The organism is Alteribacillus iranensis (assembly GCF_900113025.1).
GTDB classification, from domain to species: domain Bacteria; phylum Bacillota; class Bacilli; order Bacillales; family Marinococcaceae; genus Alteribacillus_A; species Alteribacillus_A iranensis.
The window spans coordinates 109,894-128,010 of sequence record NZ_FONT01000001.1 but is presented as its reverse complement, the minus strand read 5'-3'; the positions used below and the strand labels follow the sequence as shown (position 1 = coordinate 128,010).

Annotated in this window: 15 protein-coding genes; 2 read left to right on the top strand and 13 right to left on the bottom strand. The window is 40.5% G+C overall.

Annotated elements, in window-relative coordinates:
- The 9 genes from dnaJ to gpr form a co-directional block, all read right to left on the bottom strand.
- A complete protein-coding gene (gene dnaJ / locus BM095_RS00660) occupies positions 1-1,119 on the bottom strand; it encodes a molecular chaperone DnaJ (protein WP_091657785.1) in 1,119 nt (372 codons plus the stop codon).
- Positions 1,120-1,439: 320 nt separating this feature from the next.
- Positions 1,440-3,275 carry a molecular chaperone DnaK gene (dnaK, locus tag BM095_RS00655; RefSeq protein WP_091656114.1) on the bottom strand — a complete coding sequence of 612 codons (1,836 nt, stop codon included), beginning with the start codon at positions 3,273-3,275 and terminating at the stop codon, positions 1,440-1,442.
- 34 nt (positions 3,276-3,309) lie between these two features.
- Positions 3,310-3,891 (bottom strand): nucleotide exchange factor GrpE, encoded by a 582-nt coding sequence (gene grpE, locus BM095_RS00650; RefSeq protein ID WP_091656111.1) that lies wholly within the window; start codon positions 3,889-3,891, stop codon positions 3,310-3,312.
- Positions 3,892-3,933: 42 nt separating this feature from the next.
- Positions 3,934-4,968 carry a heat-inducible transcriptional repressor HrcA gene (gene hrcA / locus BM095_RS00645; RefSeq protein WP_091656110.1) on the bottom strand — a complete coding sequence of 345 codons (1,035 nt, stop codon included), beginning with the start codon at positions 4,966-4,968 and terminating at the stop codon, positions 3,934-3,936.
- 173 nt (positions 4,969-5,141) lie between these two features.
- Positions 5,142-6,293 (bottom strand): radical SAM family heme chaperone HemW, encoded by a 1,152-nt coding sequence (gene hemW / locus BM095_RS00640; protein ID WP_091656108.1) that lies wholly within the window; start codon positions 6,291-6,293, stop codon positions 5,142-5,144.
- A 28-nt stretch (positions 6,294-6,321) separates the two neighbouring features.
- A complete protein-coding gene (lepA, locus tag BM095_RS00635; protein WP_091656106.1) occupies positions 6,322-8,145 on the bottom strand; it encodes a translation elongation factor 4 in 1,824 nt (607 codons plus the stop codon).
- Between the two features lie 281 nt (positions 8,146-8,426).
- Positions 8,427-8,705: a hypothetical protein gene (locus BM095_RS00630; protein WP_091656105.1), complete on the bottom strand. Its 279-nt coding sequence runs from the start codon at positions 8,703-8,705 to the stop codon at positions 8,427-8,429.
- Complete coding sequence (gene spoIIP / locus BM095_RS00625; RefSeq protein WP_091656103.1) at positions 8,702-9,859, bottom strand: stage II sporulation protein P; 1,158 nt, start codon at positions 9,857-9,859, stop codon at positions 8,702-8,704. The genes BM095_RS00630 and spoIIP overlap by 4 nt, the downstream gene beginning before the upstream one ends.
- 120 nt (positions 9,860-9,979) lie before the next feature.
- Positions 9,980-11,092 carry a GPR endopeptidase gene (gpr, locus tag BM095_RS00620; protein ID WP_091656101.1) on the bottom strand — a complete coding sequence of 371 codons (1,113 nt, stop codon included), beginning with the start codon at positions 11,090-11,092 and terminating at the stop codon, positions 9,980-9,982.
- Between the two features lie 160 nt (positions 11,093-11,252).
- Here gpr and rpsT point away from each other — a divergent pair, with 160 nt between their 5' ends.
- Complete coding sequence (gene rpsT, locus BM095_RS00615) at positions 11,253-11,519, top strand: 30S ribosomal protein S20 (protein ID WP_091656099.1); 267 nt, start codon at positions 11,253-11,255, stop codon at positions 11,517-11,519.
- A gap of 208 nt (positions 11,520-11,727) precedes the next feature.
- On the opposite strand, the gene holA is transcribed toward rpsT, so the two are convergent.
- Positions 11,728-12,792, bottom strand: coding sequence for a DNA polymerase III subunit delta (gene holA / locus BM095_RS00610; protein ID WP_177194635.1), 1,065 nt, complete (start codon positions 12,790-12,792; stop codon positions 11,728-11,730).
- 316 nt (positions 12,793-13,108) lie between these two features.
- Here holA and BM095_RS00605 point away from each other — a divergent pair, with 316 nt between their 5' ends.
- Positions 13,109-13,255: a YqzM family protein gene (locus tag BM095_RS00605; protein ID WP_407639113.1), complete on the top strand. Its 147-nt coding sequence runs from the start codon at positions 13,109-13,111 to the stop codon at positions 13,253-13,255.
- Positions 13,256-13,513: 258 nt separating this feature from the next.
- On the opposite strand, the gene BM095_RS00600 is transcribed toward BM095_RS00605, so the two are convergent.
- From BM095_RS00600 to BM095_RS00590, 3 genes are all read right to left on the bottom strand, one after another.
- Positions 13,514-15,784: a DNA internalization-related competence protein ComEC/Rec2 gene (locus BM095_RS00600; RefSeq protein ID WP_177194634.1), complete on the bottom strand. Its 2,271-nt coding sequence runs from the start codon at positions 15,782-15,784 to the stop codon at positions 13,514-13,516.
- Between the two features lie 303 nt (positions 15,785-16,087).
- Positions 16,088-17,374 (bottom strand): homocysteine synthase, encoded by a 1,287-nt coding sequence (locus tag BM095_RS00595; protein ID WP_091656092.1) that lies wholly within the window; start codon positions 17,372-17,374, stop codon positions 16,088-16,090.
- Between the two features lie 91 nt (positions 17,375-17,465).
- Positions 17,466-18,098 carry a helix-hairpin-helix domain-containing protein gene (locus tag BM095_RS00590; protein WP_091656090.1) on the bottom strand — a complete coding sequence of 211 codons (633 nt, stop codon included), beginning with the start codon at positions 18,096-18,098 and terminating at the stop codon, positions 17,466-17,468.
- Positions 18,099-18,117 lie beyond the last annotated feature (19 nt).

The window sequence follows — 18,117 nt, the reverse complement described above, 5'->3', positions numbered from 1 at the left end:
TTACTCTCCTTTAAATGCGCGTTTCACTTTGTCAAAAAAATTATGATGCTGCTCATCCACTTGATCGTCTCCACTGGTAGCCGCAAACTCACGCAGTAATTCTTTTTGTCGTTCATCGAGTTTTTTAGGGGTGATAATACGAACTACAATATGCTGATCTCCCTGTCCTCGGCCGTGGACATTTGCGATTCCTTTTCCGCGCAAACGGAAACTAGTCCCCGTTTGTGTACCGGCAGGAACTTTTAATTTAACTTTACCTCGTAATGTAGGAACTTCAATCTCGTCCCCTAATGCAGCTTGAACAAATGTAATAGGCATTTCACAGAATACATCATCCCCATCACGCTCGAAAAATTCATGAGGTCTCACACTAAATACTACGTATAAATCTCCGTTTGGGCCTCCATTAACACCAGGTTCCCCTTGACCGGCAACACGAATCCTTTGTCCATGATCGACACCTTCCGGAACTCTGATACTAATTTTTTTGTTTTTCTGGATTTTTCCGTCACCGCCGCAAGTACGGCATTTGTCTTTTATAATTTGCCCCGAACCTTGACAACGGTCACAAACTCTCCGGTTCACAACCCGTCCAAAAGGTGTATTCTGCTCTATATTTAATTGCCCTGAACCACCGCAAGTAGTACAAGTTTCTGGACTCGTTCCTGGTTTTGCGCCTGAACCGCTGCAAGTATCACAATTTTCTTCACGTGGGATCTCTATCTCTGTCTCCTTCCCAAAGGCTGCTTCCTTAAAGGAAAGAGTCATGGTGTATTGTAAGTCGGCTCCTTGTCGTGGGGCGTTTGGATCTCTGCGCCCTCCTCCGCCGAAAAACATATCGAAAATATCACTGAAGCCCCCAAAGTCAGCCCCAGCTCCAGCGCCGCCAAACCCTTGATTAGGATCTGCATGCCCAAACCTGTCGTAGTTTGATTTTTTCTGAGGGTCGCTAAGTACGTCATACGCCTCTTTGACTTCCTTAAATTTCTCCTCTGCATCGTCCGCTTTGTTTACATCCGGGTGATATTTTCGAGCTAGTTTTCTGTAAGCTTTTTTTATTTCATCAGTAGATGAGTCTTTGTCTACACCTAATGTCTCGTAATAATCTCGTTTACTCATGATTTCCTCACTCCCGTTCCCTGATCCATAACGATAATGATACCATTTAATAAAAAACTGATTCAACCATAACTCTCATGCAAGACTTTTATAAACAGCAGTCAACCCGGACAGTTATATCGTAAAAATCCAGCCTTCCCCGGATGTAAACCAAAATTAAGGCTGTCCCCGGAATGAAGCAAAGCATTATCTTCGTTCTGGGACAGCCTTTATTTGTCTGTATCTATTCGATTGCCTATCATTCAGTTTTGAAGGCAGATGCCAACATGACTGTCAGTAACTGAATTTCAGGGTGTAAGACAACACAACAATTTTACCTATTAGTTATCTTTTTTTTCATCATCTACTTCTTCATAATCTGCATCAACAACATCATCTCCAGCATTATCTGCGCCTTCTTGGGCACCTCCGTCTTGCTGAGCTTGTTGAGCAGCCTGTTCATACAGCTTTGTGGATAATTGCTGTACAATTTCCTGAAGTTCATCTTTTGCTGTTTTAATTGCTTCTATATCTTCACCTTCAAGAGCTTCCTTCACTTTATCCTTTGCCTGCTCTGCTTTGTCTTTCTCAGACTGGTCGACGTTGTCACCTAAATCGCTTAGTGTCTTTTCTGTTGTAAATACAAGTTGATCTGCTTCGTTTCTTATCTCTACTTCTTCTTTACGCTTTTGGTCTTCCTCAGCATGCTCTTCTGCTTCTTTTACCATGCGATCTACTTCCTCATCTGAAAGACCAGAAGAAGACGTAATAGTAATGGATTGTTCTTTATTCGTACCTAAATCTTTAGCACGCACGTTAACAATCCCGTTTGCATCAATGTCGAATGTTACTTCGATTTGAGGCACGCCACGAGGAGCTGGCGGAATATCGGTTAATTGGAAACGTCCAAGTGTTTTGTTATCCGCAGCCATTTCCCTCTCGCCTTGCAGCACGTGTATATCTACAGACGGCTGATTATCCGCGGCAGTAGAGAATACTTGCGATTTGCTTGTTGGTATTGTTGTGTTTCGCTCGATAAGCTTAGTCGCTACTCCACCCATTGTTTCAATACCAAGAGATAATGGGGTAACGTCTAACAATACAACGTCTTTTACATCCCCGGAAAGGACACCTGCTTGAACCGCTGCACCTAATGCCACTACCTCATCCGGGTTTACACCTTTATGAGGGTCTTTGCCGGTAAGCTTTTTAATTTCTTCCTGTACAGCCGGTATACGTGTGGAACCACCAACCAAGATGACTTTGTCAATCTCAGAAGCATTCAATCCTGCATCCTTCAAAGCTTGCCGGGTTGGCTGCATCGTTTTCTCCACTAAATGAGCGGAGATTTCTTCAAATTTCGCGCGTGTTAATGTAAGCTCCAAATGCTTCGGACCCGTGGAGTCGGCTGTGATAAACGGGAGCGAAATTTGAGCCTGTGTCACACCGGAAAGGTCTTTTTTAGCTTTCTCAGCCGCATCTTTCAAACGTTGTAAAGCCATTTTATCTTGAGACAGGTCGATACCGTTCTCTTTTTTGAATTCTTGAACGAGATGATCAATGATTACTTGGTCAAAGTCATCTCCGCCAAGTTTGTTATCCCCAGAAGTGGATTTTACTTCAAAGAAGCCATCTCCAAGTTCAAGGATAGATACGTCAAAGGTACCTCCACCAAGGTCATACACAAGGATGGTTTGATCATCTTCTTTTTCCAAACCATAAGCCAAAGCAGCGGCAGTAGGCTCATTGACAATACGTTCAACTTCCAAACCAGCAATTTTCCCTGCATCTTTTGTAGCTTGGCGCTGGGAGTCGTTAAAATATGCCGGCACTGTGATAACTGCTTTTGTAACCGTTTCTCCTAGATAACTCTCTGCATCACTTTTAAGCTTCTGTAGAATGATAGCGGAAATTTCTTGCGGAGTATATTCTTTCCCTTCCGCCTCTACCTTATAATCTGTGCCCATGTGTCTTTTAATCGATTGAATGGTGTTAGGGTTTGTGATTGCTTGGCGCTTCGCTACTTCACCAACTTGACGTTCACCATCTTTAAAAGCCACTACAGATGGAGTCGTACGGTTACCTTCCGGATTAGGGATAACTTCCGCTTCTCCACCTTCCATTACCGCAACACATGAATTTGTTGTTCCAAGGTCTATACCAATCACTCTGCTCATTATCTTGTCAGCCTCCTCTTTTCGTCTTATGTAACTATGCGTTTACCTTCACCATAGCTGGTCTAATTACTTTATCCTTAAGCATGTACCCTTTTTGCAGCTCTTCTACAATTTGGTTGGATTCGTATCCATCTTCTTCTACTTGCATCACTGCTTGATGTAGATGAGGGTCGAAAGGTTCTCCCTCCGTCTTTATAACTTCTACCCCTTCGGATTGAAGAGCGTCTAAAAACTGAGAATAAACCATGTTAACCCCTTCCAATAAAGAAGCTGCCTCTTCACTTTCCGTTTCTACTTGTAAAGCACGTTCAAAGTTGTCTACAACAGGGAGAAGAGATTGCACTAAATCTTGGGCTCTGTATTTTGCATCTCTCTCTCTTTCTTCCCGGTTTCGCCTTCTTACATTCTCTAAATCAGCTTGAACACGCAAAGTACGATTTTTCCATTCTTCTGCTTCTTGTTTTAACTTTTTAATATCTTCCGGGATTACATCCATAACCTCTTCTTCATCTGTAGCTTGATCAGCCGCACTTTCATTTGCCACTGTCTCCTGCTCTTCATCGGGGAATGACTCTTCTTGGGTTACTTCTTCTGTATTTTTGTTTTCATCGTTCATCCCTTTCACCTCCCGTCTGCTTTCCAATGTTACATAATATCACTATGAGCCTTTTTTATACAAGTTTGTTAACGCGTTTGATAACCCTTTTGATAAATGGTCAATAATCCCAATAACACGAGGATACTCCATTCTAGTAGGCCCAACAATACCGACTGTTCCTACTGGCCTTCCATTAAAAGAATAGGCAGCTGATATAATGGTGCAATTCTCGAACGCTACATTGTCGTTTTCTTGACCAATACGGATAGTCAATCCGTCATGTTCAGGCTTCAACAATTCCTGAACAGTATCATCCTCTTCCAGGAGCGTAAATATGGTTCTCACTTTCTCTATATCTCGAAACTCCGGCTGAAATAGGAGGTTTGTCTTTCCACCATAAAAAACTTTCTCCTGGCTGCTCTTTTGGAGAGTTTCCTCTGTAAAAAACATCGCGTCCTTATAGCTTTTTATATGGCGTTTTAATAAAGCACCTACTTCTTCTTCCATCTTCTTTTGCACTTGATATAGAGGGACGTTTTTCAACTTATCATTCAGGATGTTGGTTATCTTTTCCAAATCACTACCATCTAAAGTGTCCGGAAGCGAAACGGTCTGATTTTCAACATGACCTGTATTCGTTACAAGAATGGCGACAGCTGTCTGGTTATTAAGTGGGATAATTTGAACTTGCTTTAATTTGGATTCAAATATCTCCGGACCAAGGACGATAGAAGCATAGCTAGTCAACTCGGATAAAATAGTTGCCGATTGCTTCACAACTTCCTCTACCTGCAAAAAGTCCTTAGCAAATAAAGACTTCATGTTTTCAATTTCTTTACTAGATAGACGGTGAGGTAGAAGGAGATGGTCGACATAATGACGATACCCTTTCTCAGATGGAATTCTTCCTGAAGAACTGTGGGGTTTTTCCAAGTAACCCATTTCTTCTAAATCTGCCATATCGTTCCGTATTGTAGCCGGGCTATAATTCACATCTTGACGCTTTGATATACTGCGCGAACCTACTGGCTCTGCCGACTGTATATACCCATCTATGATTGCTTGTAATATAAATAGCTGACGCTCAGTAAGCATCCAACATCACCCCTGTTAGCACTCCTTGAATGCGAGTGCTAAATCTACTGTAAAGTTATCAAACAGCAGAAAATTTGTCAATAAATAAGAGACACTGCCAAACCCTGAGAAAAGGCATAAAGAAGGCGCTTTACGTCATAATAAGTTCTTCCTTTTTGCTTAATATCAGGGACTTATACCATAATAAATTTCTCAAACACTTCATTCCCTAATAAGCGCCCCTTGTCAGTTAAATAAATGATCTCTTTGTTTTTTTCTAAAAGTCCATTCTCCGTAAGCTCTTCTACCGCTTCACCGAAGACTTCCATATAAGATAACCCGTATTTGCTCTTGAACACTCGGTCTGATACCCCTTCTCTCATACGGAGACCCATAAACATTTCTTCTTCCATTTGCTCTTGACTCGTTACTGTATGAGAATCTTTCCTCGCATGAGTCTGCTTTTTTAAGATATCTATATAATGAGGAAGAGGACCGACATTCGCATAACGGACACTTTGAAGATATCCATGAGCTCCCGCACCAAATCCATAGTACTCTTCATTTTTCCAATAGGTCTTGTTATGTTTACTCTCATAGCCATTCCTAGCAAAATTACTAATCTCATAAGCTGAAAAACCTGCTTTTTCCAATTTGCTCATCAATAGATCATACATCTCGGCTTCCGTATCTTCTGATAACAAATTGAGTTGGCCACGCTGGTACCAATTATAAAACATTGTCTTCTTTTCAATTTTAAGAGAGTATGCCGAAACGTGAGTCACGTCAAGAGCTACTGCTTTGTCGATGGACTGTTCCCATAACTGAATGGTTTGGTCAGGAAGTCCAAACATAAGGTCAATGGAAATATTGGTAAATCCTGCTTGTTTTGCTAAAGCAATGGTTCGTTCCGCTTCTCCCGCTGTGTGAGCTCTCCCGATTTTTTTCAGTAAATGATCATCAAAGCTTTGTACACCAATACTCAGGCGGTTCACTCCTAGCTCCCTCATAGCTTGTAGCTTTTCAACATCTGCTTCCCCAGGATTTACTTCTACCGTAAATTCGAAACCGTTCTTTTCTACGTCCGGTACATGACGAGTAACATTTTTTATTACTCGTCGTAATTGAGCAGTCGTTAAGGCTGTCGGTGTGCCTCCACCTATGTAGATAGAATGGAGCGACGAATGGTTATCTTCGTCTCCCTTAAAAGCTTCATCTACTTCTTTATTTAACATATCTATATATTCATCCACCGGCTGATCTTTTATAAAAAACTTATTAAAGTCGCAATAATAGCAGATGTGTGTACAAAAAGGAATATGGACATATACCGCTCTTGCTGTCATCTTTACCCTTCTTTCATTTCATGCCTACTTAATTATCATCCATGCGAAGAACGGACATAAAGGCTTCTTGTGGAACGTCAACTTTTCCGACACTTTTCATGCGGCGCTTACCTTCCTTTTGTTTCTCCAGTAATTTACGCTTTCTTGAAATGTCACCACCGTAACATTTTGACAATACATTCTTTCTCATTGCTTTAATGTTAGAACGTGCGATAATTTTTTGGCCGATACTAGCTTGAACAGGGACCTCAAATTGTTGTCTTGGTATGAGTTCCTTTAACTTTTCTACGATTGCTTTTCCTCTTTCATATGCAGCATCACGGTGAACAATCACTGAAAGAGCATCTACTTTTTCTCCATTTAGTAAAATATCCATTTTTACGAGTTTGGACTCTTTAAAGCCCATGAATTCATAATCAAAAGAAGCATACCCTTTTGTGTTTGATTTCAATTGATCAAAAAAGTCATACACAATTTCTGTTAGCGGTAGATCATAAATAATATTGACACGATTTTCGTCCATATACTGCATGTCAATGAATTCACCACGCTTTTTCTGGCAAAGCTCCATCACTGCACCTACAAAATCGTTTGGAACCATCACTGTTGCTTTGACAAATGGTTCTTCAACCGTTTCGATTTTTTGTTGGTCAGGCATATGTGATGGATTATCAATCTCTAATACTTCCCCGTCAGTAAGGTATACATTGTAGATAACACTTGGAGCTGTCGTTATCAATTCAATCCCATACTCTCTTTCAATCCGTTCTTGAAGAATTTCCATATGGAGCAGTCCAAGAAACCCGCAGCGAAAGCCAAAACCAAGGGCTTGAGATGTTTCTGGTTCGTATTGCAGGGAACTGTCATTCAATTCAAGTCGTTCTAACGCATCTCTTAATCCATTGTAATCATTAGAATCTACTGGATATAAACCACAAAACACCATCGGATTCATTTTCTTATAGCCAGGCAGCGGTTCCGGAGCAGGATTATTAGCGTGAGTAATTGTATCACCTACACGTGTATCACCAACTGTTTTTATGGAAGCAGTTAAGAAACCTACATCTCCTACTGTTAATTCATCGCAAGACACAGGATTAGGGGTAAAAATGCCTACTTCTGATACTTCGAATTCCTTTCCTGTTGCCATCATTCGAATCTTCTGTCCTGGCTTAACTGTTCCTTCTTTCACTCGAATATAAGCAACTACACCTCGGTAGGTATCATACAGAGAGTCAAAAATCAAAGCTTGCAGCGGTGCTTCTGGGTCACCATTTGGTGCAGGGATCTTTTCAACAATTTGATTTAGAATCTCATCGATCCCGATCCCGTTTTTCGCCGATGCGAGAACCGCGTCTGACGTATCTAGCCCAATGACATCTTCAACCTCTTGTTTAGCTCTCTCTGGGTCTGCGCTTGGTAGATCTATTTTGTTTACCACTGGAATGATTTCTAAGTCATTATCCAAAGCCAGATAAACGTTAGCAAGCGTTTGCGCTTCAATTCCTTGAGCAGCGTCTACTATTAACAGCGCTCCTTCACATGCTGCCAAACTTCTGGAAACTTCATAAGAAAAGTCGACGTGTCCAGGCGTATCGATTAAATGAAAGATATATTCTTCTCCATCTTTGTGTTGATGTTTGATCTGAACGGAGTTAAGTTTTATAGTGATACCGCGTTCACGCTCAAGATCCATAGCATCTAACATTTGGTCTTTCATTTCCCGTTGCGTTAAAGCACTAGTGGCTTCAAGAAGGCGGTCAGCTAGAGTGGATTTCCCGTGATCAATGTGGGCAACAATAGAGAAATTCCTAATTCTACGCTGTCTTTCAAGTCTTTCTTTATTGTTCATATGTGTAATCCTCCTGCCAATATATGTACTGAAACAGTACTAACTGTATAACAATCAGGGTTTCTAAGCATTTTCGTTTGAACTCTCTCCCTAGTATAACGTAATAAATCGTTGCAGCTACGTGACTGCAACGATTTTCCCGCTCAAAAAACTATCTTTCATTATATCAATGGTAAGTGTGATCTTCAATATTTCCCTTATGTCAACTTGACTTAACAGCTTCTCGAGTTATTTATTGAATATTTTCACTGCTACCTTTTGTCTATATTACCCGGGCCTATTCATTCATTTAATTTTGGTTTAAAGACATCTAAAGCTTCTCCAATCGTTGAAAAAATATTTTCATTTCCTTCTTCTTGCATTTGAGTTTGCCTTTGCAGCAAATCCTCGGATAACGTTGCACTACTAGTGTTTTTCTTGTCCTTATCTTTTTTAGGTTGTGGTTCATCAACTTGGACGTCAGGTGCTGAATACCAATGGCTTTGAGCATAATGATAACCTGTGATGAGGCCGCTCAGAAAAATAACCGACACTGTTAACAAGCTAAGGAGCATTTTCATTTGTCTCCCTCACCTCCTACCGGTTCTGCCTGTCTTTCCATATAATATTCACTGATGACTTCTGCCATAATATCTGCCGTTTTATACACTTCATCAAGGGTATTGTCCTTCCCCCCCATCTCAATCAGCACTGATTGTTCTGATAAATCTTGATTGTAGCGACCGTTAGATCGAGTTCCTCCTTTTGTGATAATCCCTCTGCTAAGACCTGGGTATTGCTCGTCCAGCTTGTTGTTTAATGCTGTGGCCATCGCTAAATTTTGTTCATAGCTTGCGTGATTTTCACCGATCACGAACATGGTTCTTGCAAGTTTTTCATCATTTATAGTTACAGTTGTAACATCGCGGGGTTGAGAGTCTCGATGAAGATCAAAAAACAATTCAAGTTTGTCGTTTTCAGACATAGCGGTTTGAACTACTTCTCTCGAGATATCATACGAATCAGAAAAATCTTTTCCCGATTCATGCAATTTTTTTTCAATATCTGTTTTATCTACTTTCGTAGCGATTCCTTTCTCTTCCAGTTTTTTCCCTAATCTTTCCCCTACTAATGTGACGTTGACATCTGGGTGAAACGCCACGTTTGTACCGTCTTCTAGTTCCGGCAAGTAAGATTCACGACTATGTGAATGAACAATGTGTACGACAGGTTCGCCGGATACCGCTTTTTCCTTTTGATCCTCAAGGAGTTCCAGTCTGTTCGTAGTAGCTTCCCTCTTTTCTAGAAGGATTTCTAGCGGAGGAGCTGACTCTACTGGCATCGTCGTGAAGTCCGTCCCATCCCCTGCCACTACGATCCGGCCATCAAATGCAGCAAAACCCGGCAATTCATTTCTCAGTAACGTTCTCGGATCTTCCACATTCAGATTGGTCATGAATTCAAAAACCATGCTTGACACATTTGGTTTTTCTAACCCTTCTCCTGCTAAAAAGTGTCGATTTTCATATGAAAAAAAAGCCCCCAACAACTCTTTTTGAACATGTGAACTCCACGTATGTAAATAACGAGAAGAAAAATACTTATCCTGCTCTATTGTGGTAATTATTGTAATAATAAACATAAGAAATAAGGATCCTGCAAGCAGCGCCAAACCAAACCTACTAAAGCTTGTACGATATCTGTCACTCCATTGATTCTTGTTATTTTTCTTCATAACGAATCCCCCTCATTCTCAATCTATGAGAAGAATCTAATAGATTAGAACGGGGAAATGAAAAAACCCGGCAACATAAGCCGAGTTTCTCAACATCCTGCAAAGAGGAATGGGGCGTTTTTATTTTGTATAACTGCCCGAATCTTCTTGTGTAATACTCTCATGTAAGGCTGCATTTAAACCTTCTGCTATCACATTCGCCATATCTTGCATAAACACATCTACTTCTTTTGGGGTCACCATTAAATTATGTCCCATAGGAGCTAAAACTTCTTTGATTAACTGTCTTTTTTCTTGTTCCTGTAAACCGCCAACCATTCCTAGAAGAGCTTCACGTTCCTGCTCACCTGGTAAATCCTCGTCCGTCAAACGAGTTTTTTCACCGAAAACCAGCCCTGCCGGTGCCAATGCTCTCCTGGCATCTGTATTGTTCATTTCTTTCCCTAAATGTTTTAATATAAAATCGATAGTATCACTCGTAATAGAAACGGCATCTACTACTGTAGGAATTCCTATAGCAAAGACGGGTATTCCTAACGTCTCTTTACTTAGCTCTTTTCTCTTATTCCCGATTCCAGACCCGGGATGTATGCCAGTATCGGAAATTTGTATGGTCGTGTTCACTCTCTCGATAGACCGGGAAGCGAGAGCGTCAATTGCTATCACGAAGTCTGGCTGTGTCTTTTCTATCACTGCGCTGATTGTGTCGCTCGTTTCCACTCCGGTCATCCCCATTACCCCGGGAGCAAAAGCACTAACTGACCGAAACCCCTCGTCTACATGTTCTGGAGCTTCTTTAAATAAGTGCCTCGTAACTAATATTTTTTCCACAACCATCGGGCCGAGTGCATCAGGAGTAATATTCCAATTTCCCAGCCCGGTGATGAGACAAGATGCATCATGTTTTATACCAGCCTGTTCGATATAGGATGAAAACTCATTAGCAAATACTCGTTTCACTTCTTTTTGAAGTTCCGTATCTTGTTTCCTAATTCCTTGCACTTCAAACGTTATATAATTTCCTGGTTTTTTCCCCGTTTGTCCGGCCCCTGTTTTATTTATTTTTACTTTCGTAATTTTAATTCCGTTCTCTTCTTTCTCCTTTATAATGATCCCATTGTCGGTTTGTTTGTTGTTTTTTTCCTTGATTTCCTTCTCATCCATCAGTTCTTTTTCTTCGATTGCCAGGTCGGTTCGCACCTTATACAACTCAAGGTCCTGTTGTTCATCCATTGCCTGCACCTGCCTTTCATGATTAGTTACTTTACCTGCTCCTATTATTAGGAATGTGAGTTGTTTTATTCTTATCTTGCGAAGCCCTTTGTTTTTTGATAGAATCCTCTTGTGTTGATATTAGTGTGAACTGGTATGAACTCTTAAGGAGGTGACAGGTATGGCGAATATAAAATCAGCGAAAAAGCGTGTACTCACAAATGAAACAAAGCGTGTGAAGCAACAAGCTTTTAAATCAGCTATGCGTTCTGCAGTAAAAGAATTTTATAAAAAAGCGGACAGCAATGACCAAGCTGGAGCGAAAGAACTACTTGTTCTTGCTGAAAAGAAATTAGATAAAGCAGCTGGAAAAAATATCATCCATAAAAACTCAGCAGCTCGTGAAAAATCTAGAATGCATGAGCGTTTAAATGAAATAGCTCAATAATGAAGGAAACGACTCTATATAAGAGTCGTTTTTAATTTTGTACAAAGATTGTTTTTTTAAATCTCTTGGGAACAAAATTCCGTAAAACTTATAACTTTGAAAGGTTGTTGTTGTGGTTGTGGAAAAGATGAGTAGAGATGAGCGTTAGACGGCGTCTTTCGCGGGAAGCATACAATAGCGATCTCTTCCTGTGTGCTTTGATTGGAAGTCATTTCACTAATTTGCTGATATTTAGCTCTAAACAAAGAGACTTATCTATTTTTCCTGTTTTTATCGCATAATCAGCATCAGCTAAATCGGATAATATTCCCGCCAATGTCCTTTCGTTAAAATGAGCAGACTGTCCTTCCGCAATTTTCACAGCATACGGATGAAGCTTTAATTTCGAAGCCATTTTTTGACGTGAATACCCTTTTTGTTTTAACCGAAGGACATGTAAAATGATGCGGAACTGACGAGCAAGCAAGTTAAGTATTTTAATGGGCTCTTCGTTTTGCTTTAATAAATCAAAGTAAACACGGAATGCCTTTTCTCTTCTACGGTTCACTACGTGATCGACGAGGTCAAATATATTGTCTTCTAACGTACGAGCGATCATGGTGTCTACGACGTCTTCATTTACCTCTTTCCCTCCCGCCGCAAACAAGGCAAGTTTTTGACTTTCTGAGACGAGATTGTTCATATCCCGACCTGCTAGTTGAATGAACCTGGATTTTGCGTTTTGAGTGATGTTTACGTCGGTTTCTTTAATAAAATCATCCAGCCACTCTTTCATATTCTCTTCCTTGAATGGGGAAGCTTCCATGACAACCGCTTGCTTTTTTAGTTTTTTTACTACTTTTTTTCGTTCATCCAGCTTTTCATTATTTACCGTAACAATCAAGATTGTTTGCGAAAGTGGCTGCTCTGCGTATTTTTCCAACTTGGTTACATCATGTTCCACGTCTTCTTTTCGTTTACTTCCTGTCAGAAAATAACTGTTTTTTAAAAGGATAACTCGTTTTTCTCCAAAAAACGGTAATGTTTCTGCTTCTTCCACAGCAGCGTCCACAGGCGTCTCCTTCATGTCATATATCGAATAATTGAAGTCATGCTCTTCTGTCGGGAGAGCCAGATCCACGATCCGATCAACAACATCTTTTATGAAAAAACCTTCATTTCCATACAGTAGATACAAAGAGTGTAGCTTTTTCTTTTTTAATTCGTTGGATAGTTGTAAGTAGTTCATTTGCATGCAACTCCAATATGTTTGATCTAATCCTGTCTTTATCATCCTATCCTCCGTCATTATTTTTTTCAATAGAGAAAAGGAAAGCACTCTTCCGTACGGGGTGCTTTCCATTTATGATAAACGTTGATGAAACGGCCTAGGAACCCCTCTCATCAACGGTATTTGTTTTCTCTTTTAGGATATCCTATGACAGCGGCCGTTATAGGTGACAACTCTTTACAGTACTGTCAGAACGCTCCCTGTTCCTGTTTCAGAATACAAAAAAGTTATAAATTGTTGGCGAACAATTACGAAACAAAGTGGATTTTTAACATGGCTTGTCTTATACTAATAATGGATTGCATTCAGCAAGGAGGGAATGGTTGTGAACCAATTTGAAAAAGACGTCCAATGTAAGCGTAATGACTTTAATGATGCCGTAGTGGCGTTTGTCGCTTCATTTGTATTTTTTACTCTTATATTCTTAGTAGCAACAATTGTGGACGTGGCCGGAAGCTTTTCCTAAACGGGCATATGCAAAAGAGCAGGTGCCCGTCAATCAGTGACCATGTCTGACAACCTGATAAGGAGGCTTGTCGCGTCCATCCGGTTAATAGTGCCTACCGGTGGATTCGAACCACCAACTTACTATATTCTCCACTTCTAAGGAAAACTTGGCTTTTCGTCAAGTTCCAGGCGAAAGCCTTTGTTTTTCCTACATCTTACATAATAAAAACCTTGCAGCTTAAGCTGCAAGGTTTTTAGCATGTTATCCTACTCCATGCTATTCACAGTCCTTTTTATCGCCATTTTCTAGCGCTTTCTGTATACGCAATATTTCATTTTTTAAGAACGTGACTTCAATAGCCCCTTGTAAATCAGTTCGATAAATCGTCACCTCCTCTTCCTCAAGCCGGTCCAATGTTTCCTCGTGCGGATGTCCAAATTGATTACATTTTCCTGCGGAAATGAATGCTGCTTTTGGTTTTATACGCTGCAATAACTCTTTTGTAGAGGATGTATTACTGCCGTGATGACCTGCTTTTAAAAAGTCAGCACGCAACCCTTTGTATTGTTGGACTATATCGCCTTCTCCTTCTTTTTCTAAATCACCCATAAATAACCAGCCGGTCCCACCTATTTCGGCCCATAGCACGACCGACCGATGATTTCCAGGCTCCTCATTTCCTACCGGCCATAACACGTGGAAAGTCATCCCTTCCTGCTCCCAGTAATCTCCTTGCTCTACCCAGTCAATTGGTATATTTTGTTGATGTGCCTTCATCAAAAAATCTAATTCACTTTCTTTGAAGGTGTCCCCTTTTCCATATATCACTTCTTTTACATGTAACTCTTCTATCACTTGGTACAAACCTCCGAAATGATCTATATCCCCATGGCTTACAATCAACTTATCGATGGTGCTGATTCCTTTAGCTCTCAGAAGTGGTATGACAGCGCGCTCCCCGGGATCGTAGTTCTTTCTTCTTTTTGCCCATTCTTCTTTCGGAAAAGATAGAGCCCCTCCCCCATCAATTAAATACACGGCTTTTCGGTAAGGAAATTCAATTAAAATGCTATCTCCTTGTCCTACATCTATGAATGTCACATATCCTTTTTGGTTAAGATGCGGCTGGACCATGGGAAAGAGCAGCAAGAAAATAATACACGCTAAACCCCATATTATCTTTCTATATCCATATTTATCTACGTAATACATACCACTGCATAACACAATACTTAAGATCCCAATATAGACAGGCCCTGGTTTACCCGGATTGTAATAAAAAAATCCCCATTTCTCTATAGCGTGTAAGCACTCATGAATTTTTAATACGAGTATATGGAAAGGGGTCGACAGCAGTAAGAAAACAGAAGAGGGGAGAAATGATATAAAATATAGCACAAAGATGGAAGGTAGTATGATACCAGCAATAATGGGGATAAAAAAGAAGTTTAGCAACAAGCTCAGCCCCGATATTTCATAAAAATGAAAAAGCAGTATTGGCAGCGCTGAGACTTGGGCAATAATAGTTACGCTTATGGTGGTCAGAATGGAAGGTAATTTCCCTAGGATTCTAAAGGATAAAAGTAAACTACCGCTTACTACAAAGGAAAGTTGGAAACCTACGTGAAATAAATAGAAAGGAGAAACAAACAATAAAAATAAAGCAAGGAATAGTAAAAGTTGGAAGGGGCAAATATTCACTCTCCATTTCCTTAATAATAGATATATTCCCAGTGCAGATGACGCTCTTATTACAGAAGGAGCTCCTCCTGCAATAATTATATAAAAAGGAAGGAACAGTAGAAGAATAGTCTCCGACGTTTCTCTTGTTACTCCAAAACGGATAAACACAAAGAAAATCAGCCCAGTTACTAACCCAACATGCAATCCAGAAACTGCTAACAGATGAATAAGACCTAATCTTTGGTAAGCATTTTCTGTATCAGGGTGAAGAAATTCCCGTTCCCCAAATATTAAAGCAGCGGCAATTCCTTTTAGTTCGTTAGGAAAATGTTTGTCGATATGTTGGAGACCATAGAAACGGATGAGCTTTGTAAGCGTGAGGGGAGAAGGGGTTGGAGAAACACATGAAATATCTCTCATCGATTGGACTTCAAAGAGCCAATAAGACTTGTTTCTCTTCAGGTATGTTGCATAATCAAAAGCATGGAAATTCCTAGCCGCTGAAGGCTGTTTGAGTGTGCCGGCAATGGAGCAGTAAAGACCAGGTTTCAATAGAGGGACATCCGCTACTTCTGAAGCTTCTTTAAGGTACATGGTGACTGGCACTTTTTCAGACGAAGGCAGAGTTAACTGCATGTGAACTACATCTCCATCGCGAGAGGGACCGTCATCAATGTAACCTTGTATCTTTGTCTCTTCGCCCGTTAATTCAGAAGCTTGCCGCTTTTCCTCCCATTCTGTACGGAAAAAGAAAATACAAAAGCACAAGAAACAAATTGTGATAAACCGCCATTTCTTAGAGAAAAGTAAAGCAATCCATATAAATGTTAAAAACATTAAAACCTGTGCCAGATTCTCCGCCACTGAAACACTAATTCCTGAAATGGCTGATAGTAGAAGGAAGATACTCATATTCTTCTTTGAAACAGAAAATATTATTTTTTATACGCCTCCTCTTATATGGATTGAGGCTGAGAAGCGTGAAAACAGCCTAAAGTCAGATTCTTTTTATGAAATCTGTACTCGCAACCTTTGTTGTTTGAACACTCAGAAAGAGCTTCGCTATCGGCGAGAGAAGCACTTATCGCTCCCTCAGTACTCGTTTTCAATTTTTTAGAAATTAACCTTTATGAAAAACAGCGGGCGGGCCCGCTGTTTTTATAGTTATTATTGTTGACTTTTTTCCAACGCCTGATCAATGTCTGCAATGATATCATCCACATGTTCAATACCAACAGATAGACGAACAAGCTCAGGATTTACACCGGCTGCTTTCTGATCCTCTTCGCTCAGTTGCTGGTGAGTGGTGCTTGCCGGGTGAATAACTAGAGATTTGGCATCCCCAATATTTGCTAAATGAGAGTGAAGTTCTAATGCATTAATGAACTTCTTCCCTTCTTCAATGCCACCCTTAATACCAAATGTCAATATAGCCCCTTTTCCGTTTGGTAGGTATTTCTCTGCCTTTTCGAAACTTTGATGGGAACTCAAACCAGGGTAATTAACCCATTCCACTTTCGGATGTTCTTCAAGGTACTTCGCCACTTGTAATGCATTATCACAATGACGCTCCATACGTAAATGCAATGTTTCTAAGCCTTGCAGAAGTAAAAATGTGTTCAAAGGAGCAATGGTTGGCCCCAAGTCTCTCATTAACTGAACTCTTGCTTTCATAATATAAGCGAGTTCTCCTAAGGCTTCTGTATAGACAAGTCCGTGATAACTAGGATCCGGCTCTGTCATGGAAGGAAACTTGCCGTTCGTCCAATCAAATTTACCAGAGTCAATCAGTATTCCACCCATAGAAGTTCCGTGACCGCCAATAAACTTCGTCGCAGAATGCACAACGATGTCTGCTCCGTGTTCAATCGGGCGACAAAGTGCAGGAGTAACTACCGTCGCGTCTACCATTAATGGTACACCGTTTCGATGAGCAACTTCAGCGATTTTTTCAATATCAAGAACTTCGCCGTTAGGGTTACCAATCATCTCACCATACACTAATTTCGTTTTTTCAGTTATTTTTTCTTCAAAAGCTTCCGGAGTATTCCCTTCTACGAGATGTACCTTAATCCCCATCTTAGGAAGGGTATGTACAAACATATTGTAGGTGCCGCCGTATAAACCACTTGAAGCTACAATTTCATCCCCTGCTTCACAAATATTGAGGATACCCAAGTGAATGGCAGAACTTCCGCTGGCTGTGGCTAGCGCACCAACTCCACCTTCAAGCTCAGTCATGCGAGCTTCAAAAACACTTTGGGTTGGGTTCATAATTCTTGAATAAATATTTCCTTCTTCCGCAAGAGAGAATAATCCTGCGGCATGGTCGGTATCTTTAAATCCGTAAGACGTCGTTTGATATATTGGTACGGCTCTCGCCTGAGTTGAAGGATCAATCTCTTGTCCCGCATGAACCGCTTTTGTTTCAAGCTTCCAGTTTTTTTCTGACACTGTCCATTTCCCCTTTCGATTTAACCTCTCTTTAAGATTATCAAAACATCGTCGTATTGGGAACTATTTTTATCGAATTACTTTCTCTTTATCAATCAACAGTAATTAAATCTTTCAGTTTTTCCCATGACTTTTCTCCAATTCCAGACACGTTGGTTAATTCTTCCCCCGTTGTAAATAAACCATTTTCTTCTCTGTATGAAATAATGGCTTCAGCTTTTGCCGGACCGATGCCTGGCAACGTTTCCAACTCATTTTCAGAAGCATAGTTAATTCTTACTTTGTCATCCCCGTTTGTCACTCCTCCTGCTGTCACGATAGGCGCCTCCATCTCTTCATCCTCGGAAGGGACATAAATTACCATTTCATCTCTGATTTTCTCCGCGAAATTCACTTGGTTAGGGTTTGCTTTCTCTGTCATACCTCCTGCTTTATCAATAGCATCGATCACACGCTTATCTTCTGTTAAACGGTAAACACCTGGCTGGTTTACTTCCCCTTTCACATCAATGATTATGTTTATTGGTTTTTCTTTGTTTTCTTCCATCCTGCTCTCGTCGTTTTTTCCCTCATCTGCCCCCTGCAGGATTTCTAGTAACTCCTCTTCTTCTGATAAAGACTCCACATCTTTATGCTTCTCTCCTAAATATAGAAAAACCAGGGTACCTGCAATCATTATGGAAATAAAACTCAAGGTTAGGATAGTTGTTTTTTTCATCTTCATATATGCAGCTCCTTTTTAG

Coding starts and splice junctions, on each gene's coding strand:
- gpr (WP_091656101.1), bottom strand. CDS start 11,092: ATGGATGAACAACAGGACCTTGAGTTGTATAAGGTGCGAACCGACCTG.
- BM095_RS00630 (WP_091656105.1), bottom strand. CDS start 8,705: ATGAAAATGCTCCTTAGCTTGTTAACAGTGTCGGTTATTTTTCTGAGC.
- hrcA (WP_091656110.1), bottom strand. CDS start 4,968: ATGCTTACTGAGCGTCAGCTATTTATATTACAAGCAATCATAGATGGG.
- lepA (WP_091656106.1), bottom strand. CDS start 8,145: ATGAACAATAAAGAAAGACTTGAAAGACAGCGTAGAATTAGGAATTTC.
- dnaJ (WP_091657785.1), bottom strand. CDS start 1,119: ATGAGTAAACGAGATTATTACGAGACATTAGGTGTAGACAAAGACTCA.
- holA (WP_177194635.1), bottom strand. CDS start 12,792: ATGATAAAGACAGGATTAGATCAAACATATTGGAGTTGCATGCAAATG.
- grpE (WP_091656111.1), bottom strand. CDS start 3,891: ATGAACGATGAAAACAAAAATACAGAAGAAGTAACCCAAGAAGAGTCA.
- spoIIP (WP_091656103.1), bottom strand. CDS start 9,859: ATGAAGAAAAATAACAAGAATCAATGGAGTGACAGATATCGTACAAGC.
- rpsT (WP_091656099.1), top strand. CDS start 11,253: ATGGCGAATATAAAATCAGCGAAAAAGCGTGTACTCACAAATGAAACA.
- BM095_RS00590 (WP_091656090.1), bottom strand. CDS start 18,098: ATGAAGATGAAAAAAACAACTATCCTAACCTTGAGTTTTATTTCCATA.
- BM095_RS00605 (WP_407639113.1), top strand. CDS start 13,109: ATGGTTGTGAACCAATTTGAAAAAGACGTCCAATGTAAGCGTAATGAC.
- hemW (WP_091656108.1), bottom strand. CDS start 6,293: ATGACAGCAAGAGCGGTATATGTCCATATTCCTTTTTGTACACACATC.
- dnaK (WP_091656114.1), bottom strand. CDS start 3,275: ATGAGCAGAGTGATTGGTATAGACCTTGGAACAACAAATTCATGTGTT.